17 protein-coding genes are annotated in these 18811 nt (G+C 71.6%); 8 read left to right on the top strand and 9 right to left on the bottom strand.

Features of this window, described 5'->3' with window-relative positions; genetic code table 11:
* The first annotated feature begins 113 nt into the window (after positions 1-113).
* The 3 genes from Y590_RS20690 (at position 114) to Y590_RS20680 (ending at position 2676) form a co-directional block, all read left to right on the top strand.
* Positions 114-1046, top strand: a complete 933-nt coding sequence (locus Y590_RS20690; protein ID WP_201026801.1) for a LysR family transcriptional regulator — start codon at positions 114-116, stop codon at positions 1044-1046.
* A gap of 231 nt (positions 1047-1277) precedes the next feature.
* Positions 1278-1976 carry a DUF1013 domain-containing protein gene (locus Y590_RS20685; protein WP_060771500.1) on the top strand — a complete coding sequence of 233 codons (699 nt, stop codon included), beginning with the start codon at positions 1278-1280 and terminating at the stop codon, positions 1974-1976.
* Between the two features lie 139 nt (positions 1977-2115).
* A complete protein-coding gene (locus tag Y590_RS20680; RefSeq protein ID WP_060771499.1) occupies positions 2116-2676 on the top strand; it encodes a hypothetical protein in 561 nt (186 codons plus the stop codon).
* 122 nt (positions 2677-2798) lie between these two features.
* Here Y590_RS20680 and Y590_RS20675 read toward each other — a convergent pair whose 3' ends face one another.
* Positions 2799-4277, bottom strand: coding sequence for an MFS transporter (locus Y590_RS20675; RefSeq protein ID WP_060771498.1), 1479 nt, complete (start codon positions 4275-4277; stop codon positions 2799-2801).
* Between the two features lie 131 nt (positions 4278-4408).
* Here Y590_RS20675 and Y590_RS20670 point away from each other — a divergent pair, with 131 nt between their 5' ends.
* A complete protein-coding gene (locus Y590_RS20670) occupies positions 4409-4699 on the top strand; it encodes a hypothetical protein (protein ID WP_286161790.1) in 291 nt (96 codons plus the stop codon).
* Here Y590_RS20670 and Y590_RS20665 read toward each other — a convergent pair.
* The 5 genes from Y590_RS20665 to Y590_RS20645 form a co-directional block, all read right to left on the bottom strand.
* On the bottom strand, positions 4675-5769 hold the full coding sequence (locus Y590_RS20665; RefSeq protein ID WP_060771496.1) for an ABC transporter permease: 1095 nt from the start codon (positions 5767-5769) through the stop codon (positions 4675-4677). The genes Y590_RS20670 and Y590_RS20665 overlap by 25 nt on opposite strands.
* The gene (locus Y590_RS20660) at positions 5766-6689 is read right to left on the bottom strand and encodes an ABC transporter permease (protein ID WP_060771495.1); all 924 of its coding nucleotides are present in this window, start codon (positions 6687-6689) and stop codon (positions 5766-5768) included. The genes Y590_RS20665 and Y590_RS20660 overlap by 4 nt, the downstream gene beginning before the upstream one ends.
* Entirely contained in the window at positions 6686-8284 is a 1599-nt protein-coding gene (locus tag Y590_RS20655; protein ID WP_060771494.1) for a peptide ABC transporter substrate-binding protein, read from the bottom strand. Before Y590_RS20655 ends, Y590_RS20660 begins: the two co-directional genes overlap by 4 nt.
* Positions 8285-8484: 200 nt before the next feature.
* Positions 8485-8922 (bottom strand): GlcG/HbpS family heme-binding protein, encoded by a 438-nt coding sequence (locus Y590_RS20650; protein ID WP_015952420.1) that lies wholly within the window; start codon positions 8920-8922, stop codon positions 8485-8487.
* Between the two features lie 68 nt (positions 8923-8990).
* The gene (locus Y590_RS20645; protein WP_060771493.1) at positions 8991-9443 is read right to left on the bottom strand and encodes an OsmC family protein; all 453 of its coding nucleotides are present in this window, start codon (positions 9441-9443) and stop codon (positions 8991-8993) included.
* Positions 9444-9579: 136 nt separating this feature from the next.
* On the opposite strand from Y590_RS20645, the gene Y590_RS20640 reads away from it, so the two are divergent.
* A complete protein-coding gene (locus Y590_RS20640; protein WP_060771492.1) occupies positions 9580-10296 on the top strand; it encodes a dihydrofolate reductase family protein in 717 nt (238 codons plus the stop codon).
* Here Y590_RS20640 and Y590_RS20635 read toward each other — a convergent pair.
* Positions 10272-11303 carry an alpha/beta hydrolase gene (locus Y590_RS20635; RefSeq protein WP_060771491.1) on the bottom strand — a complete coding sequence of 344 codons (1032 nt, stop codon included), beginning with the start codon at positions 11301-11303 and terminating at the stop codon, positions 10272-10274. The two genes, Y590_RS20640 and Y590_RS20635, sit on opposite strands and share 25 nt — an antisense overlap.
* 134 nt (positions 11304-11437) lie before the next feature.
* Here Y590_RS20635 and Y590_RS20630 point away from each other — a divergent pair, with 134 nt between their 5' ends.
* Positions 11438-12805, top strand: a complete 1368-nt coding sequence (locus Y590_RS20630; RefSeq protein WP_060771490.1) for an MFS transporter — start codon at positions 11438-11440, stop codon at positions 12803-12805.
* 28 nt (positions 12806-12833) lie between these two features.
* On the opposite strand, the gene Y590_RS20625 is transcribed toward Y590_RS20630, so the two are convergent.
* Entirely contained in the window at positions 12834-14699 is a 1866-nt protein-coding gene (locus Y590_RS20625) for an ABC-F family ATP-binding cassette domain-containing protein (protein WP_060771489.1), read from the bottom strand.
* A gap of 169 nt (positions 14700-14868) precedes the next feature.
* Between Y590_RS20625 and Y590_RS20620 the strand changes: the two genes are divergently transcribed.
* Both Y590_RS20620 and mutL read left to right on the top strand, forming a co-directional pair.
* Entirely contained in the window at positions 14869-16095 is a 1227-nt protein-coding gene (locus Y590_RS20620; RefSeq protein ID WP_060771488.1) for an acyl-CoA dehydrogenase family protein, read from the top strand.
* A gap of 70 nt (positions 16096-16165) precedes the next feature.
* Positions 16166-18151 carry a DNA mismatch repair endonuclease MutL gene (mutL, locus tag Y590_RS20615; RefSeq protein WP_060771487.1) on the top strand — a complete coding sequence of 662 codons (1986 nt, stop codon included), beginning with the start codon at positions 16166-16168 and terminating at the stop codon, positions 18149-18151.
* 133 nt (positions 18152-18284) lie between these two features.
* On the opposite strand, the gene Y590_RS20610 is transcribed toward mutL, so the two are convergent.
* Entirely contained in the window at positions 18285-18782 is a 498-nt protein-coding gene (locus Y590_RS20610; RefSeq protein ID WP_083530923.1) for a hypothetical protein, read from the bottom strand.
* Between the last annotated feature and the right edge of the window lie 29 nt (positions 18783-18811).

Here is an 18811-nt window from a genome sequence, read left to right as displayed (position 1 = left end):
CGGCCCGAGCGTCGAATGCGCGACTCCTATGAAGGTTCGCGCTGTTTGCAGACATGCCCTGACATGCAAGACCACTCTTGCAGATCTGCAAACAGTGGACGGGGGAGGGTGCGGTGCCGGTGGCCTGGGACGAATTCCGCCTCGTGCAGGCCATCGCCGACCGGGGCGCGCTGGCTCCGGCCGCGGCGCATCTCGGCATCAACCCTTCCACCGCCTTCCGCCGCCTCGCGGCGGTCGAGGCGGAACTCGGTGCGCGCCTGTTCGAGCGCCACCGCTCCGGCTACGTGCCGACGCCGGCCGGCGAGGCCATGGCCGCCGCGGCCGTGCGGATGGAGGAGGAGGTCGCCCGCTTCGACCGGGAGGTCGCCGACCGGGCGCAGACGCCCTCGGGCCTTTTGCGGGTCACCGCTGCGGCAACGCTCGTCACCGATTTCCTGATGCCGATGCTCGGCCGATTTCGGACGCGCTACCGACAAGTCCGGATCGAACTCGTCACCTCCGAGGAGGCGCTGAACCTGTCCCGCCGCGATGCGGATGTGGCGTTGCGCGCCACCCGCGACCCGCCGCCGAACCTCGTCGGGCGCCGGCTCGCCACCATCGCCTGGGCGGTTTACGGGCCGGCGCGAGACGATGCGGACAGCGGCGACGCCGACTGGGTCAGCCCGAGCGAAGCGGTGGCCGGCGGACTCTTCGCGCGCTTCGTCGCCGCCCGCGCCGGGCCGGAGCGGATCGCGCTGCGCCTCAACAGCGTGCAGGGTCTGTGCGAGGCGATCGTGGAGGGCGTCGGCATCGGGCCGCTGCCCTGCTACCGCGGCGACCGGCTCGCATCCCTGAAACGCCTTTCGGGGCCAGAGCCGGAACTGGCCGCTTCGCTCTGGCTTCTGACCCACCCGGACCTGCGCCACGCGGCGCGGGTGCGGGCCTTCATGGACCATGTGGCCGCCGAGGTCGCACCGTTGCGCCCGGTCCTGGAAGGGCGCCAAGGGGACGATCCGCGCAGCAGGGTGAGCGCCCGGCTCGAGGCTTTGCCAGGAACGCAGTCCTGAAACGCTCGCCCGGCGCGGCGCCCTTCGCATCGCGGAGCCCTCGCGCGCCGTCGCGCGACGGCTCTCAACGCAATTGCGCAACGGCCGGTCCCGCCTGTATAAGAGGCGATCCCCTCATTCATCGCGACATGGGATCCTTCGGGCCTGACCGGGCCGGAGGCCGCGGGGAAGCCATTCCGGCATCCCGCCCGTTTCCCTGCCGCGCACTCTGACCGTCTGGAGCTTTGTCCGATGTCCCAAGGTCCGCTGATGCCCAAGGCGACCGCCGTGTGGCTCGTCGAGAACACCTCGCTCGCCTTCGAGCAGATCGCCGATTTCTGCAAGCTGCACCCGCTCGAGGTGAAGGGCATCGCCGACGGTGAAGTCGCCGCCGGCATCAAGGGCCTCGACCCGATCACCACCGGCCAGCTCACCCGCGACGAGATCGAGAAGGCGCAGAAAGCGCCCAACTACCGGCTCAAGGTCGCGGTTTCGAAGGTGAAGCTGCCCGAGGTCAAGCGCACCACCAAGGGCCCGCGCTATACCCCGCTGTCGCGTCGTCAGGACCGGCCGAACGCCATCCTCTGGCTGATCCGCAACCACCCGGAGCTGAAGGACGCGCAGGTCATCCGGCTGGTGGGCACCACCAAGGCGACGATCCAGCAGATCCGCGAGCGGACCCACTGGAACTCGGCCTCGCTCCAGCCGATGGACCCGGTGACGCTCGGCCTGTGCTCGCAGATCGACCTCGATTTCGAGGTGCAGCGCGCCGCCAAGGACCGCCCCGCCGTGTTGCCGACCGACGGCGGCGCCAAGCTCCTGCCGACCGAGGTCTCGACCGCCCCGGCCGCCGCGGAGCGGGAGGAAGAGGAAGAAGATCTCAACGCCGATGCGGTCTTCGCCAAGCTCAAGGGCATGAGCCGGATCGACGAGGACGACGACGAAGCGTGATCGTTTCGCTCTTCGGCTGGGGGCCTGCGTCATACGCGCAGATCCATTCGTGAAAGAAACTTCTCGCTCGCCCGCAACAGATGCGGAATAATGCTGGCCGGCCGCTCCCACGGAGCGGCGGCAGGCGCGAGGACGTGGCATGATCCACGGTGGCGTGACCGAGAGCGGCTCGAACCCTGGCGGCCTGGTCGAGGCCGGCGTGACCGCCGACCCCGCGGGTGGCCTGGACGACCGGCCGCCCGCGGCCCCAACGGCCGAGCCGGTGACGCTCGCCGAATCCCTGACGAGCGAAGCGGGCTGGGGGCCGGAAAATTTCGGCGCCGAGGGTCCGAACCCGCCCTACCTGCGCATCGGCGGCAAGCTCTGGGTGACGCTCACCGAGTTCGAGCCCTGCTTCGCCTCGTTCCGCCGCGACCGCGGCCCGTTCCGCTCGAAGGTCGCGATCGCCAGCCACCTCGCCAAGTACGACGCGATCATGGTCGATCCGCTGGCCTTCGAGGAGTGCTTCGGCCCCGGCGAGGGCAACCAGACGGTGTTCCCGTTCGGTGCGTGGCTGGAGATCCGCCGCGTCGGCTTCGGCGGTCTGGAATTGTGGGGCAAGCGCCAGGGCGCCGTCACCCTCCCGCTCGACGCCCTGGCGGTGGCCTCGGCGATCTGGCTGCGTGGAAAGGGTTCGGCGTCGCGCTCCGGGCCGACCTGAGACTCAAGGCTCGCCCGTCGCGGTCGATCGGTTCGTAAACCGGCACGCTCCCCCTCTCCCCGCAAGCGGGACGAGGGCAAGCGGGACGAGAGGTACGCGGGATCGACCGGCCCATTGTCCCCTTACGCCGAAGCCAGCGGCTTCGACACGTCTTCCAGCGACTTGCCCTCGGCCGCCGTGCCCCAGATCCAGCCGACGATGGCAGCCACCGCCATCAGGGCCGCGCCGATGAAGTAGCCGACCAGCACGAGGTCGCGCGAGCCCGTCTCCACCAGCGCGCCGAACAGGAGCGGCCCCGAGACGCCGCCGATGCCGGTGCCGAGGGCGTAGAAGGCGGCGATCGCCAGCGCGCGGATCTCCAGCGGGAAGGTCTCGGCCACCGTGAGGTAGGCGGAGCTCGCCGCGGCGGAGGCGAAGAAGAACACGGCCATCCAGGCCGCGGTCTGGCCCCAGGGGCCGAGCATGTCGGCGCGGAAGACGAGGCCGACCACGACGAGCAACACCGCCGAGATGCCGTAGGTGAAGGCGATCATCGGCCGCCGACCCACCGTGTCGAACAGCCGGCCGAGCAGCAGCGGGCCGAGGAAGGAGCCGAGCGCGAAGGGCAGGAGATACCAGCCGACATCGCCGCCGGGCACGTTGTAGAAGCGCTCGAGCACCAGCGCGTAGGTGAAGAACAACGCGTTGTAGAAGAAGGCCTGGGCGATCATCAGCGCGAGGCCGACCATGGTCTGGCGCCGGTTCGTGACGAACAGGGCGTTGGCGACCTCCGAGAGCGGGGTGTGGCTGCGGACCTTGAGCTTCAGCCGGCGCGACGCATCCGGCGGGGGCAGGGTGATGCCGTCATCCGTGAAGCGCTTCTCGATGCCGGTCACCACCCGGTCGGCCTCCGCGGCGTAGCCATGGGTGACGAGCCAGCGCGGGCTTTCGGGGATCCAGGTGCGCAGGAGCAGGATGACGAGGCCGATGCCGCCGCCGACGAAGAAGGCGATGCGCCAGCCATAGGCCGGGTCGATCCATTCGGGGCGCAGGAGCGCGATCGAGAGGAAGGAGCCGAGCGCCGCGCCGATCCAGAACGAGCCGTTGATGACGAGGTCGGTCCAGCCGCGCACGCGGGCCGGGATCAGCTCCTGGATGGTCGAGTTGATCGCGGTGTACTCGCCGCCGATGCCGGCCCCCGTCAGGAAGCGGAACAGGCAGAAGCTCCAGATATTCCACGACAGGCCCGTGGCCGCGGTCGCCACGAGGTAAAGCGCCAACGTGATGAAGAACAGCTTCTTGCGTCCGATCCGGTCGGTGAGCCAGCCGAAGCCGACGGCGCCGACGACCGCGCCGACGAGGTAGGAGCTGGCCGCCAAGCCGACATCGAACTCCGTGAAGGACATCGGCGCCTTGCGCAGCGCCCCGACGAGGGCGCCGGCCAAGGTCACCTCGAGCCCGTCGAGCACCCAGGTGATGCCGAGCGCGACGATGACGAGGGTGTGGAAGCGGCCGAAGGGCAGGCGGTCGAGCCGGGCGGCAATATCGGTGTCGACGATCGTGCCGGTGGCGACGCGCTCGGGCGCCGCGGCCCCGGCCTGACCTTCCGCTCGGCTCGTCATTGCCCCTCCGTTTACCCTGACTCGGCAAATGTGTTCGCAAGTCCCGCCCGGCGGCGGACCGAGGGCCGGGCATATTGGCGTTCGGAAACGCTTCAGGTTGCGGAATGGCCCCATTCGCCGGGCCACCCGCCATGACTTTTTTCGCGCACCTTTCCGTCAGATCCCTGCTTCCGCCGCTCGCCGCCGGGCTGGCCTCCATGGGGGCCGTCCTCGCGGTCTCCACGCTGGCGAGCGCCGGCGGAGCCGAGCGCTGGGCGCTGCGCCCCAAGGCGTCGCCCGCCCCGGCTGCCTCGGAGCCCGGCCCGATCGAGCCCGCCCCCGTCTTGCGCGGATCCAAGGCCATTCCCGTCTCGGAGATGCCCGGCGAGCGGCGCACGGTGCGCATCGTCTACCAGGGCTACCTGCCGGCCGAAGCGCGCTGAAACCGCGGGTCGAGCGCCTCGCCGAGGCCGTCGCCGAGCCGGTTCAGCGCCACCAGGGTGACGACGAGGAAGCAAGCGGGCGCGGCAAGCATCCACGGCGCGGATTCGAGGGCGCGGGCGCCTTCCGCGATCAGCACGCCCCAGGAGGTGTCGGGCTCCTGCACGCCGAGACCGAGGAACGACAGGAAGCTTTCCAAGAGGATCACCCGCGGCACCAGCAGGGTCGCTGCCGCGATGATCGACCCGAGCGTGTTCGGCACGATGTGGCGGACGAGGATCGTGCCCGTGCCCACCCCGAGGGCCGAGGCCGCGCGGACGAAGTCGCGGTCCTTCAGGCTCAGCGTCTGGGTGCGGACGATGCGGGCCATGTCGAGCCACTCGACCGCGGCCACCGCCACCAGCACCAGCCACAGGCCGGCGCGGAAGAACACCAGCAGCATGATGACGAAGAAGACGAAGGGCAGGGCGTAGAGGATGTCGAGGAGGCGCATCATCAGCGCATCGACCGTGCCCCCGGCCATGCCGGAGACCGCGCCGTAGGCGACGCCGATCAGCAGGGCGGCGAGCGCCGCGGTCAGCCCGATCAGCAGGGAGACCTGCCCTGCCGCGAGGCAGCGGGTGAGAAGGTCGCGCCCGAGCGCATCGGTGCCGAGGACGAAATACAGCTTTCGGATCGGCGCCTCGACCGCGAGCCGGCGTCCATCCGCCGACCGCTCCAGCACCCGAGCCTCGCCGAACAGGCCGGAGCGGGGCAGCAGGCGCAAGGAGCGCGCGTCGATGGGTTTTGGCGCCGTCAGGGTCAGCCGCACCCGGTCGCCGTCCTGCGCCACGTCTTCCAGCGTCAGCCGCATCCGGAAGGCGAGGCGCGTGAGGGCCGGCCGCACCGCGTCGGGCCGCGGATGCGCGGCAAGGCTCGGCGCGACCCGGACGAAATCCGGATAGATCCGCTCGGGCGGGTGGCCGGTGAGTTGCGGGCCGACGAAGCAGGCCAGGGCGATCAGCACGAGGCTCGCAAGGGCCACAAGCGCCGGGCGGTCGCGGGCGAGACGGCGAACGAGCGCGGGGCTCATGCCGACAGCCTCACGCGCGGATCGAGGGCGGCGGCGATGAGGTCGGCGATCAGGTTGAAGACGATCACCATCACCGCCACCAGAATCACCGTGCCCATCACCAGGGTGTAGTCGCGGTTGAGCGCCCCCTCGACGAAGTAGCGGCCGATGCCGGGCAGGCCGAAGATGGTCTCGACCACCACCGAGCCGGTCATCAGCCCCGCCGCCAGCGGCCCGAGCGTCGCGACCACGGGGAGCAGCGCCCCGCGCAGCGCGTGGCGGGCGATGCGGGCGCGCGACAGGCCCATGGCGCGCTGCGTGCGGATATGCGGCTGGATCAGCACCTCGCCGAGCGAGGCGCGGGTGAGCCGGGCGATGCCGGCCGCGTGGGGCAAAGCGAGGGTGAGCACCGGCAGGACGAGGTTTTGCGGCGCACCGTCCGCCCAGCCGCCGACAGGGAGCCAAGCGAGGCCGAGGCCGAACACGATCTGGAGCAGGGGCGCGGTGACGAAGTTCGGCACCGCGAGCCCGAGCGAGGCGGCGAGCCCCACCAGCCGGTCGGTGGCCCCACCGCGGTTGAACGAAGCGAGGCTCCCGAGCCCCAGCCCCAGGACCAGCGCGAGGACGAGGGCGAGGCCGCCCAGCGTCACCGACACCGGCAGGCCGCGGGCGAACAGGTCGGTGACGGTGAGATCGCGAAAGGTGAAGGAGGGGCCGAGATCGCCCCGCAGGAGGCTGAGGAGATAACGCCCGAATTGCACGATCAGCGGCTGATCGAGGCCGTAGACCCGGCGCAGGTTCTCCATCGCCGCCGGCGGCAGCGGCCGCTCCAGGTCGAACGGGCCGCCCGGCGCCAGCCTGATCAGGAAGAAGCTGCCCGCCACCACGAGAAACAGCGTCGGCAGGCTCTGCGCGATCCGGCGCAGGATCAGCGGGATCATGGATCGAGCCGGAGATAGCGGGTGGGGGCGACGTTGCGGATGTTCGGGTGCATCCCGTGCAGCCGCGGCGAGACGAGCGCCTTCGAGCGGTAATGCAGCAGCGGCACCCAGGGCAGCTCGTCGAGCACGATGGTTTCGGCGTCGAACAGCATCCGCGCGCGGGCCTGCACGTCGCGCTCCCCGGCGGCTTGCGTCAGCAGACCGTCGAAGCGTGCGTTCGACCAGCGCCCGGCATTGAAGCCGTCATTGCCGGTGCGGAGCAGGAACAGGAAGTTCTGCGGGTCGGAATAGTCGGCGACCCAGGACATCCGGGCGAGGTCGAAGCGGCCGCCGTCGCGCAGGTAGGCGAAGTGGGTCTTGGCGTCGGTGGAGACGAAGCGGGTCACGACGCCGATGCCGCGCCACGCATCGGCCAGCGCGATTGCCGTGTTGCGGTTGTTGTCGGTGACGTTGAAGCGGTACTCGACCGTCAGCGGGTTGCCCGGCCCGTAGCCGGCCCCCGCCAGCAGCCGCAGAGCCTCCTCCTCGCGGTCGATCGGCCCGTCCTCGCGCCCCGGCAGGAGCGGGGGCGGCAGGGCGTTGTCGAGGCCCGGCGGGCAGAACGAATAGGCCGGGGCCATGGTCTGTCCCCACACGATCTCGGCCAGAAACTCACGGTCGATGGCGAGCGAGAGGGCGCGGCGCACCCGCGCGTCGTCGAAGGGTTTCTTGCGCAGGTTGAAGGCGATGGCGAGGAGGCCGAGCCCCGGCCCGAGCTGCACCTGGGTTCCGAAGCGCTGTTTCAGCGAGGCGATCTGGTCGGCGGGCAAATCGGAAAGGGAATCGATCTCGCCGGCCGCGTAGCGCCGCACCGCTGCGGCGAGGTCAGGGGTCGGGATGACGTCGATCCGCTCGATCGGGATCGCGGCGGCGTCGCGGTAATGCGGGTTCTTCGTCAGGGTGATGCGATCGTTCGGCACCCAATCGACCAGAGCGTAGGGCCCGTTCGAGACGAGGTTGCCGGGCCGCGCGAAGGCGTCGCCCCAGCGCTCCAGCGAGGGGCGGTGGACCGGCAGCGAGGTCTGGTGGGTCAGGAGTTCGAGGAGGTAGGGCACCGGCTCGGCGAGCCCGATCTCCAGGGTGCGGGGATCGGGGGCCGTCACCCCCAGCGTCTCCGGCGGCCGCTCGCCCGCATTGACGGCGGCCGCCCCTCGGATCGGGAACAGCACCTCGGCGTATTTCGCCGCCGTCTTCGGATCGAGGATGCGGCGCAGCGAGAACAGGAAGTCGTCTGCCGTGACCGCATCGCCGTTCGACCAGCGCCCGTCGGGGCGCAAGATGAAGCGGTAGGTCAGGCGGTCGTCGGAGACGGTCCAACGCTCGGCCATGCCGGGGATGATGGTGCCGCGGTTGTCGTAGGTCAGCAGCCCCTCGAACAGGTCGCGCAGGATGTGCGCCTCGGCCACCGTCGAGGTCTTGTGCGGATCGAGCGTCTCCGGGTCGGCGTCGTTGCCGCGGCGGTAGACGCGCGGCGCCGCCCGCGCGGGAGCGGGGAGGGCGAGCCCGGCGGCGAGCGCCACGCCGCTCTGCAGGAGGGTGCGGCGGGGGAGGCTCATGGGCTTACCCGACACTCCGGCGATGGGCACGGCGCCGAACGGCCTACGGACAAGCCAGAGTGCTCATGCCCGATACCCTCGCCCCGCCTGATCCCGGGCTTGCCCGGGATCAGATCGGCCGTAGCCAAAATCGGGCACGTCCGACTTTGGCCGGGGAGGGGGGAACCGCAGTGCTCATCCGGAGGCGACATCGACGAGCTTCACGCCCCCGTCTCCCCCTTCAACCCCGCCGCCTCGATGCCGGCGAGCGCGCAGATCTCGTCGTTGTCAGAGGTGTCGCCGGAGACGCCGACCGCGCCGAGCAGGCGGCCGTCGGCATCGCGGATCAGCACGCCGCCGGGCACCGGCACCAGGGCGTCCGGGCCGACGAGGTGGCTCACGGCGGCCACGAAATGCGGCTGCTCCTCGGCCCGCTTGGCGATGGCCCGCGAGCCGAGGCCGAGCGCCAGCGCGCCGTTGGCCTTGCCACGGGCCACTTCCGCCCGGCGCAGGGACGTGCCGTCCTCGGCCGCAAGACATTTGAGGGCGCCGCGGGCGTCGTAAACGACCACCGCCAGCGGCTTGAGATTCCTCTCGCGGGCGGTCTTCAGGGCGGTCGCCACGAGGGTCTGGGCGGCGGCGAGCGTCAGGTCGGTCATCCGGATGTCCTCGAAGGATCGCGTTGTCGCGGACATGCACCGGCGGGGCCGGTTTCGCCAAGCGCACCTCAGGCGATCGTCACCTCGGTCCGCACCGAGTTGGCGATGAAGCAGGTCTCGTGCGCCTCATGGTGGAGCGCGGCGAGCCGCTCCGCGTCGGGCGCCGCGCCGGCCCATTCGAGGCGCGGATGCAGCACCACCCGCGTCACCGCCTGCCGGCCGGGGGCGATCTCCGCCATCGTGCCCTCGGCATGATCGCGGTAGGCCTGCGCGACGAAGCCGGCGAGCCGGGCGACGTGGAGGAAGCTCAGCATGTGGCAGGTGGAGAGGGCCGCCACCAGCATCTCCTCGGGATCGACCGCCGCCGCCACCGCCCACTTGCCGACGACGTGCGGGGAGGCCGAGCCCGGAAGTTCGACGCCACCATCGAACCGCACGGTGTGGCCGCGGCTGTAGCGCCCCGCGGAAAAATCCTCGCCCGCGGCCAGCACCCAGCGCACATCCGCGGTGTAGGTCGCCATATTCCTGTCCCTCGCTGCCACGGGCAGCCTATCCGCTTCGCGATGCCCGGCAAAGGCGGCGTGCCCCGCCCCTGGCCGGCAGGCGAAGGCGGTCTAGTTGCGGCCTCCGATCCCGAACAGCAGGAAGCCCGCCGCCATGGCCGACACATCGGAACGCCCTTACGTCCTGTGCCACATGACCACCTCGGTCGATGGGCGCATCAAGGTCCGGCGCTGGACCACCATCGACGCGGATGCGTACTACGAGGAGGTTCACAGGCAACTGAAGGGCGACGCCTGGATGTGCGGGCGCATCACCATGCAGGGCTACGCCGACAGCGCAAAACCCTTGGCGTCCGCACCGCCGGAGGAGCCCGTCTCCCGCGAGGATCACGTCGCCCGCACCGACGCCTCCGGCTATGCGGTGGCGCTCGATGCCCGTGGCGCGATGGACTGGGGCGCACGCAACGACATCGAGGGCGATCACGTCATCGTGCTCACGACGGGACAGGCTTCGGACGACCGCCTGCGCCGCCTGAAGGCCGGCGGCCAGTCCTACATCCTGGCCGGTGAGCACGACGTCGATTTCGCCCTGGCGCTGGCCAAGCTCAAGCGCCTGTTCGGCATCGAGCGGCTGCTGGTCGAGGGCGGCGGGCGCATCAACGGCTCGATGCTGAAGGCCGGGCTCGTGGACGAACTCAGCCTACTGCTCGCGCCCGCCGTCGACGGCGTGCTCGGCACGCCGGCCCTGTTCGATTTCGAGGGCGGGGAAGACGAGTCCATGGGCTCGCGCCGCCGCCTCACCCGCACCGCCTGCGAGCCGTTCGACGACGGCACCGTCTGGCTGCGCTACCGGATCGAGTCGGTCGGCTGATCCTGCTGCGGCTGGGCGGCGAGGAAGGCGTCGTAGGCGCCTGTGACCGCCGCCCGGTTCTCGAAATGCGGGAAGGCGCCGGTAGGCAGCCGCAGGATCGTCCAGTTCGGGCGGCCCGCCACCTCGCCGACATAGCGATAATCGACGAAGTCGCCCCGCGCCCCGTGCACCATGAAGATGGGCAGGCGCAGCGCCTCGTAGACCCGCGTGGTGTCGTCGGGGAACAGGTAGCCCGAAAGGAACGAGAACGGCGCGTGCTCGGCCCCCGGTTGGCGGGCCGAGAGCCGGTCGTAGGCGAGCAGGCCCTCGTCGATGTCGCGGCTGCCCCAGGTCTTTTCCAGGAAGAAGCGCATGCTCGGCCGGCTCGCCAGCGCGTCGAAGAGCGGGCGGCCCCAGAGCGGGAAGGCGGCGAGCCCGCGGGCCAGCGGCTTGCCACGGTGGGTGTCCGCCGGCCCGCGCCCGGAGAGGCGCGCGTCGAAGCCGGTCGGGCTGATGAGGCCGAGCGTCGAGAACAGGTCCGGCCGCTCCAAAGCGGCGCGGGCGAGATAGGCGCAAGGGAGCGAGAGCGCCATCGCGTCGAGCGCCACGCCGCCATGACGGCCGGCGATCTCAGCCGCCGCGTCGAGGATCGCGTCGGTCATCAGCCGGGGCGTGTAGATCCGGTCCGCCCGCTCGGAGAAGCCGAAGCCCGGCAGTTCCAGCGCGTAGACCGGGCGGTGGCCCCGGTAATGCTCGTAGAGCGGCTTGACCTCGTAGGCGTTGGCCGCCGCGTTGACCGAGTGGATCAGGAGCAGCGGCCGTCCGCCCTGCGCATCCGCGGCGTAGAGGTTCACCCGGCCCGCCCGCGTGCGCAGGGTGCTGCGCCGCCCCGGCAGGGCCGGGGGCAGGGGGCCGGCCCGGTTCAGCCCGAGATGGCTCCAGGCGATCCAGGCGCCGGCCGCCGCCAGCGGCAGCAGGGCGAGGGCCTTGCCGCTCTTTCGTGTCCCGGGATGGCGCGTGCCGTGCATGATTTCTCCGTTCCGCTCTCGCGTCGGACAACGCGGGGCGGGGGCCGGCGTTGCCACGATCGCTTGCCACCCACGGTTCATGCCGCAGCGGTTTCCCGTTAAGCTTGCAGGAGAGCGAAGGGGGAAGGAACCAGATGCCGGATCGCAAGCCCGAGCGCCGCGTCCTCGCCCTCGTCGCCGTCCTGACGGGTCTCGGGATGACGGTACTGCCCACCACGGGAATGGCGTTCCTGATGCCATGGGTGATGCAGCAGGGGGCGTTTCCGGCCTCCACGGCTGCGGTGATTCAGACGGCGCACTCCTACGGGCTGATCCTGGGCGCGCTGCCGATGGCGGCGCTGGCCGCGCGGCTCGGACCGCGCCGCGGCTTCCTCGCCGCGCTCTTCGCCCTCACGTTGCTCGTCCCCGCCGCGGCGCTGCCGCTCGACCTCGTGCCGCTGCTCGGTCTGCGTCTGGCTCAAGGCATCGCCACGGCGCTTATCGTCTGCGCGGGCTGGAGCCTGCTGCGCCGCCTCTTCGGCGAGGCGCGCTTCGGGCTCGGCCTCGGACTGGGGGAAGTGGCCGCCCTGCTGGCGCTGCTGCTACTTCAGATGTCGGCCGGGTTCGCGCTGCCGTGGATGGGAAGCCTTGGCATCCTCGTCCCCACCCTGCTCCTGGCGGGGCCGAGCCTGATCCTCGGCCTCCTTGCCCTGCCGAAGGAGGACACGCCGGGGCCGCGTTTCGACGGACTCGGCGCCATCCTCTCGCTGCTCTGCTTCGGGCTGCTCCTGACCACCGTGCCGCTCGCGCTGATCCGGCCGGTGGCGGCCCTGGTGGTGCTCAATCTCGGCCTGATGCTGCTGGGGCTGTGGATCTGGCAGCAATGGCGGCGGCCGGCGCCGCTGCTGCCGCTCGATCTTCTCGCGCGGCCGGGCCTGGCATGGCCGCTCGCCGCAGCCTTGGCAGGCCCCATCGCCCTCACCGCGGCGGACACGGCCCTTCCCTCCCATCTCAACGCGCTCGAAGGCCTGTTGCAGGAGAGTGTCGGCGTCGTGTTCCTGGGGCTTGCGGCCCTCAGCGCCGGGGCGGGCTTCTATGCCGGCCGGTCCGGCGCGCCGCGTCTCCCCCGGATCGGGATGGGGCTCGCGGCGGCCGGCCTCGCCGCTCTCGCCGTGGGGCTCCCGGATGGCGGGGCGGCGGGCGCATGGCCGATCCAGGCCGCCGGTCTCCTCGCCTTCGGCCTCGGCCGCGGCCTGTTCACCGTGGGCAACGTCCTGGCGCTTCTGCGGGCCGCGCCGCCCGCGCGTAATGCCGCGGCGACCGGATTGTTCGTCCTCGCGGGCGGGCTCGGGACGCTGCTCGGCCCGCTCTGCCTCGTGCCGCTTCCGGCGCTGTTCGACGCGACCGAAGCGATCTCGTCCGGGCTCTGGCTGGGGCTCACGGCGGGGGCCGCGCTGGTCGCGGCTTGGCTCAGCCGATCGGGGGCGGAGACCGGCGGGCGCCCGTCACAGGAACCGGCTTGACCCTTCGGCAGACCGGCGCGCTTCGGCCTCAGGCCGCCGCCTCGATCTCCCCGCTCACCTCCAGCCATTCCTCTTCGGCCTTGGCCAGAGCCTCGGCGGCCTCGGCGCGCATGCGGGCGATATCGCCGGCCTTGGCCGCGTCCTTCAGGAAGGCGGTGCCGTCGGCCAAAGCCGCATCGATCTTCTCGATCGCCCCCGAGAGCTTGGCCATGCGCGCCTCGATCCCGTCGAGGCGCTTGCGCAGGGGAGCCAGCGCGGCGCGGCGCTCCACCGCCGAGCGGCGCGCCTCGGCCTTCTGCCCCCCGGTGCCGTCGCCGGACGTGTCCACCCGCTCCGGGCCGGCGAGCACGAGGCGGCGGTAATCGTCCATGTCCCCGTCGAAGGACTTCACCGAGCCGTCACCGACGATCCAGAGCCGGTCGGCGCAGGCCTCGATCAGGAAGCGGTCGTGGCTGACGAGGATCACCGCCCCCTCGTAGTCGTTGATCGCCTCGACCAGCGCCTGCCGGCTCTCGATATCGAGGTGGTTGGTCGGCTCGTCGAGGATCAGCAAGTGCGGCCCGTCGAAGGCGGCGAGCCCCATCAGAAGCCGCGCCTTCTCGCCGCCGGAGAGTTTCTCCACCGGCGTGTCGGCCTTCGAGGCCGGGAAGCCGAGCCGGGCGGCGGCCGAGCGCACCTTGGCCTCGGGCGCGTCGGGCATCCGGTCGCGCACATGCGCCACCGCGCTCTCGGACGGGCGCAGCTCGTCGAGCTGGTGCTGGGCGAAATAGGCGACCTCCATCTTGGAGGAGCGCCGCATCTCGCCCGCGAGCGGGGGCAGCCGCCCGCCGATCAGCTTGCAGAAGGTCGACTTGCCGTTGCCGTTGGCACCCAGGAGCGCCACGCGATCGTCGGGGGCGAGGCTGAGGTTGAGCCCCGAGAGCACGATCCGCTCGCCGTAGCCGGCCTGGACGCGCTCCATCGCCACGATCGGCGGCGAGAGCGGCTTCTCCGGGCTCGGCAGGTGGATCACCGGCACGTCGTCTTCGAGAAGCGCGGCGATGGGCTCCATCTTGGCGAGCCGCTTCATCCGCGACTGGGCCTGGCGCGCCTTGGTCGCCTTGGCCTTGAAGCGGTCGATGAAGCTCTGGAGATGCGCCCGCTCGACCTCCTGCTTGGCCTTCGCCTTGGCCTGGAGCACCCGCTTCTCGGAGAGCTGGCGGGCAAAGCTCGTATAGCCGCCGCGGTAGATCGTGAGCTTGCCCCGATCCAGGTGCAGGATGTGATCGACGCTCGTGTCGAGCAATTCCCGGTCGTGGCTGATGATGACGGCCGTACGGGGGTACTTCTCGAGGTAGTCGTAGAGCCAGAGCGTGCCCTCGATGTCGAGGTAGTTGGTGGGCTCGTCGAGCAGGAGCAGGTCGGGCTCGGAGAACAGCACCGCGGCGAGCGCCACCCGCATCCGCCAGCCGCCGGAGAAGTCCGAGCAGGGACGGCCCTGCGCCGCCGCATCGAAGCCCAGGCCGTGCAGGATCGCCGCGGCCCGCGCCGGCGCCGAATAGGCGCCGATATCGACGAGCCGCGTCTCGATCTCGGCGCGCCGCAGCCCGTCGGCGGTGTCCGCCTCCTGCATCAGCCGGGCGCGCTCGGTGTCGGCGGCGAGCACGACGGCGTGCAGGGTCTCGGGGCCGGCGGGCGCTTCCTGCGCCACCGCACCGATGCGCATGCCTTTGGGTAGGGAGACCGCACCGGCATCGGTCGGCAACTCGCCGAGGATCGCCCGGAACAGGGTGGTTTTCCCCGCGCCGTTGCGGCCGACGAGGCCGACCCGCGCCCGGTCGGGAATCGCGAAGGTCGCCGAATCGAGGATGACCCGCTCGCCGATGCGGTAGGTGAGATCGTTGACGCGCAGCATGACCGGCGTTCTGGGGGCGGGCGCCGGGAAGCGCAAGAGCCGGAGCTCAGGAGCCGGGGAGCCCAGGAGCAGCGACCTCGCGCAGGCCATCGGCGGGGCCCGCGCGAACGTTTTGCCAGCTTGAGCGTTCGGCTCGGACGAACAACGGCAGAAAAGACGCGGAGGAACCATGGCCAAGCCTGAATTCAAGGCGCCGCGCCCGCCGGAGCTGCTCTCGCCCTGGCGCACGGACAGGCGCGCCGCGCTCCAAGAGGAGGCCCGGGCGTTTGCCCGCGACGTGATCCTGCCGCTCGCCGACGAACTCGACCCGCAGAAGGGCGAGATGCCGCGCTCGCTCATCGACGCGATGGCGGCGAAAGGCTGGTTCGGCATCACCATCCCCGCCGAGTATGGCGGGATGGGGCTGGGGGTGTTCGAGTACTGCCTGATCTCGGAGGAACTCGCCCGCGCGTGGCTCTCCACCGGGTCGATCCTGGCTCGCGGCCAGGGGCTGGGCACGCAGACGCTCGACGATGAAAGCCGCCGGGCGCTGCTCGCCAAATCCGCCAAGGGGCAGTGGATCGGCTCGATCGCACTCTCCGAACCCACCGCCGGCTCGGATCTGGCCGGCGTGCAGACCCGCGCCGTGCGCGAGGGCGACGAATGGGTGCTCACCGGCACCAAGCGCTGGGCCGGCTTCGCGCTGGGCGCCGACTTCATCGAGGTGCTGGCCCGCGTGCGCGACCCCGAGCCCGGCGAGCCGCGCTCGGCCGGGCTCGAACCCTTCCTCGTGGTCAAGCAGCCCGGCACCTTCCCGGAGGGCATGACCGGCACCGTCATCGACAAGATTGGCTACCACGGCTTCCTCACCTTCGAGCTGAACCTCGACGGCGTGCGCGTGCCCGAGCGCGACCGGCTCACCGGCCTCTACGGCGACGAGGGGGCGGATGCCGATTCCGGCGGCTTCGCCTCGGTGCAGCGCGGCCTCAACATCGCCCGGGTCCACACCGCCGCCCGCGCCGTCGGCGTGGCGCGCGCCGCGGTGGAGGATTGCACCGCCTACCTTCAGGAGCGCGAGCAGTTCGGCCAGCCGATCGGCCAGTTCCAGGCCCTGCGCTTCGCGCTCGCCGACATGGCGGCGGAGGTGGCCCAGGCCCGTGCCTACTGGCAGCAGGTCGCCCACCTCCTCGACGAGGGTCTGCCCGCCGAGAGCGAATCGGCCGGGGTGAAGCTGCTCGCCACCGAGATGGCGGTGCGGGTGACGAACCAGGCGATGCAGCTCCACGGCGGGAACGGCTACACCACCGAGCGGCGGGTCGAGCGCTACTGGCGCGACGCGCGCCTCACCACGATCTTCGAGGGTACCAGCGAGATCCAGCGCCGCATCATCAGCGACCGGATGCTGCCGCGGGGGTGAGCCGAGGGATGAGGATACTGGGCTCGCTCGCCTATCGGGTGGCCGGCAAGCCGCCTATATTTCACCGACCATGTCCGCCGCCCCCGAGCCCCGTGATCCGCCGCCCGCGCATGTGCGCCGCCTCGATCCGATCCTGGTCGATCGCATCGCCGCGGGCGAGGTGGTCGAGCGGCCGGCCTCGGCCGTCAAGGAGTTGGTCGAGAACGCGATCGATGCCGGCGCGCGCAGCATCGAGGTGGCGATCGAGGGTGGCGGGCGCCGCCTGATCCGCGTCATCGACGACGGCATCGGCATGGGGGCGGAGGATCTGGCGCTCGCGGTCGAGCGCCACGCCACCTCGAAACTGCCCGATGGCGACCTGACCCGGATCGGCTCGCTCGGCTTTCGCGGCGAGGCGCTGCCCTCGATCGGCGCGGTCTCGCGGCTCACGATCACCTCGCGCACCGCCGAGGGCGAGGGGGTGAGCCTCACCCTCGATTCCGGCGCCAAGGGCCCGGTGCGCCCGGCGCCCGCCTCCCGCGGCACCCGCATCGAGGTCACCGAGCTTTTCGCCGCGACCCCGGCCCGGCTGAAATTCCTGAAGACCGACCGGGCCGAAACGGCCGCCGTCTCCGAAATCCTGCGCCGGCTCGCGGTGGCGCAGCCGCAGATCCGCTTCACCCTGCGGACCGAGAGCGGCAGCCCGACCGTGTTTCCCGCCGAGAGCGAGCCGGGCCCGGCGGCGCTGCTACGCCGGCTCGGGGCCGTGCTCGGCCCCGATTTCCCCGGCAATGCCGTGCCCGTCGACATGGCCCGCGAGGGCTTCGCGCTCCAGGGCCATGTCGGCCTGCCGACCTTCCACCGCGGGGCGGCGAGCCACATCCACTTCGTCGTGAACGGGCGCCCGGTGCGCGACCGGCTCCTGCTCGGGGCCGTGCGCGGGGCTTATGCCGACACCATGAGCTCCGACCGCCACCCGGTGCTCGCGCTCCATCTCACCTGCGATCCCGCCCTCGTCGATGTGAACGTGCATCCGGCCAAGACCGAGCTGCGCTTCCGCGAGCCGGGACTGGTGCGGGCGCTGATCGTCAGCGCGATCCACGAGGCATTGCGCCGAGCCGGGGCGCGGTCTTCCAGCACGGGCAGCCAGGCCGCCCTCGACGCGCTGCGGGCCGGCGCCGGCATGGGGAGCGCCCCGCCGATGACGGCAGGTGCGGGCCGGTTCGCCGCGCATTCGGGCGCCTCCGCCGCGAGCGCCCTGAACCCCCGCCCGGCGAGCCGCCTGTTCTCCGGCCCCTCGGTAGCCGCGCCCGCGGGCTACCGCCCGGCGCCGCGCCCGGCCTTCACCGAAGACGATCCGGGCTTTGCCGAGACGCCGCAGGCTTTGTTCTCCGCCGACCTTGCCCCGCCGGGCGCCGACCTGCGGCCCGCGGAGGCGATCTCGGAAGCCGAGGCCCATCCCGAGACCCATCCGCTGGGTGCGGCCCGCGCGCAGATCCACGAGACCTACATCGTCGCTCAGACCCGCGACGGCATCGTGCTGGTCGATCAGCATGCCGCCCATGAGCGCCTCGTCTACGAGCGGCTGAAGCGCGAGCGGGCCGGCGGCGGCGTACTCGCCCAGGGGCTTTTGATCCCCGACGTGGTCGAGATGGCGCCCGAGGAAGCCGACCGCCTCGTCGAGGCCGCGCCCGATCTGGAGCGGCTGGGCCTCACCCTGGAGGCGTTCGGCCCCGGCGCCGTGCTGGTGCGCTCCGTGCCGTCGGCGCTGGCGGGCGGATCGGTGAAGGGGCTCGTGCTCGACGTGCTCGACGCGCTGGCGGCCAGCGGCGTCGAGGAGGGCGGCCCGGCCGGCGCGGGCGATCCCGATCCGGTGAGCCGGCGCCTCGACGCGATCCTCTCGCGCATGAGCTGCCACGGCTCGATCCGCGCCGGTCGCCGCCTCAAGCCCGAGGAGATGAACGCCCTGCTGCGCGAGATGGAGGCGACGCCGCTCTCCGGCTCGTGCAACCACGGCCGCCCGACCTTCGTGACCCTCGGACTCGCCGATATCGAGCGGCTGTTCGGGCGGCGGTGACGGCGCCCTCCTGAGGAAGACGCCGCACGAGAGCCGTATCCGACCCCATTGCATCACGCCGGCGTCTCCCGATCCTTGGTTTGACGCGCATTCTTTCGACGAACGGGTGACCCCTTCTCGGAATGCGCTCTCGTCAGGCCGGGATGGCGACCGCCAGGGCCGCCGCGCTCGGGGGCGTCCGCGGGCGCGGCATCACCGCCGCCGGGCAGGGCGGCGGGTCGTCGTCATCGTTCCGGCGCCCGGGGCGAAGAAACCGGTGCCGGTTCGACGAGCGCCGTGGGCGCCGGGGCCAGGCCGGACTGCCGGAAGAGGCCGTGCTCGCGGAGGGAGGCCCCCGGTCGAGCGTGCCGAGCGCGGCGAGGACGGTATCGACCGGCACCGGCTCGGCCTTGCAGCCGGCAAGGCAGCGCATCGCGGGCGCGTTCTCGAGGGCGCAGGCATCGGACGCCCAGGCGGCCAGGATCGCGCGCTTGTCCGCGTGCGACAGGAGCGGGTGGGCCAGCACCTCGCGCGGATGGCGGAACACGTCGCCGGGGGCGACGCGCGCCTGCCATGTCTCGAACGAGGCGGCCGGCGTGCCGGCCGGGTTCATCGGGCCGGAATGGGCGGAATGCGTTTCCATCGTCGTCACGGGTCATCTCCCTGAAAGCACGGGGTTTT

Source organism: Methylobacterium sp. AMS5, assembly GCF_001542815.1.
GTDB lineage: Bacteria > Pseudomonadota > Alphaproteobacteria > Rhizobiales > Beijerinckiaceae > Methylobacterium.
Note: the sequence above shows the minus strand (reverse complement) of the source record. Positions and strands in the feature narration are given on the sequence as shown.

What these genes read in the sequence shown, in the direction of transcription:
- Y590_RS20685 (WP_060771500.1), top strand. Translation starts at nt 1,278, where the DNA reads ATGTCCCAAGGTCCGCTGATGCCCAAGGCGACCGCCGTGTGGCTCGTC.
- Y590_RS20680 (WP_060771499.1), top strand. Translation starts at nt 2,116, where the DNA reads ATGATCCACGGTGGCGTGACCGAGAGCGGCTCGAACCCTGGCGGCCTG.
- Y590_RS20675 (WP_060771498.1), bottom strand. Translation starts at nt 4,277, where the DNA reads ATGACGAGCCGAGCGGAAGGTCAGGCCGGGGCCGCGGCGCCCGAGCGC.
- Y590_RS20670 (WP_286161790.1), top strand. Translation starts at nt 4,409, where the DNA reads ATGACTTTTTTCGCGCACCTTTCCGTCAGATCCCTGCTTCCGCCGCTC.
- Y590_RS20665 (WP_060771496.1), bottom strand. Translation starts at nt 5,769, where the DNA reads ATGAGCCCCGCGCTCGTTCGCCGTCTCGCCCGCGACCGCCCGGCGCTT.
- Y590_RS20660 (WP_060771495.1), bottom strand. Translation starts at nt 6,689, where the DNA reads ATGATCCCGCTGATCCTGCGCCGGATCGCGCAGAGCCTGCCGACGCTG.
- Y590_RS20655 (WP_060771494.1), bottom strand. Translation starts at nt 8,284, where the DNA reads ATGAGCCTCCCCCGCCGCACCCTCCTGCAGAGCGGCGTGGCGCTCGCC.
- Y590_RS20650 (WP_015952420.1), bottom strand. Translation starts at nt 8,922, where the DNA reads ATGACCGACCTGACGCTCGCCGCCGCCCAGACCCTCGTGGCGACCGCC.
- Y590_RS20645 (WP_060771493.1), bottom strand. Translation starts at nt 9,443, where the DNA reads ATGGCGACCTACACCGCGGATGTGCGCTGGGTGCTGGCCGCGGGCGAG.
- Y590_RS20640 (WP_060771492.1), top strand. Translation starts at nt 9,580, where the DNA reads ATGGCCGACACATCGGAACGCCCTTACGTCCTGTGCCACATGACCACC.
- Y590_RS20635 (WP_060771491.1), bottom strand. Translation starts at nt 11,303, where the DNA reads ATGCACGGCACGCGCCATCCCGGGACACGAAAGAGCGGCAAGGCCCTC.
- Y590_RS20630 (WP_060771490.1), top strand. Translation starts at nt 11,438, where the DNA reads ATGCCGGATCGCAAGCCCGAGCGCCGCGTCCTCGCCCTCGTCGCCGTC.
- Y590_RS20625 (WP_060771489.1), bottom strand. Translation starts at nt 14,699, where the DNA reads ATGCTGCGCGTCAACGATCTCACCTACCGCATCGGCGAGCGGGTCATC.
- Y590_RS20620 (WP_060771488.1), top strand. Translation starts at nt 14,869, where the DNA reads ATGGCCAAGCCTGAATTCAAGGCGCCGCGCCCGCCGGAGCTGCTCTCG.
- mutL (WP_060771487.1), top strand. Translation starts at nt 16,166, where the DNA reads ATGTCCGCCGCCCCCGAGCCCCGTGATCCGCCGCCCGCGCATGTGCGC.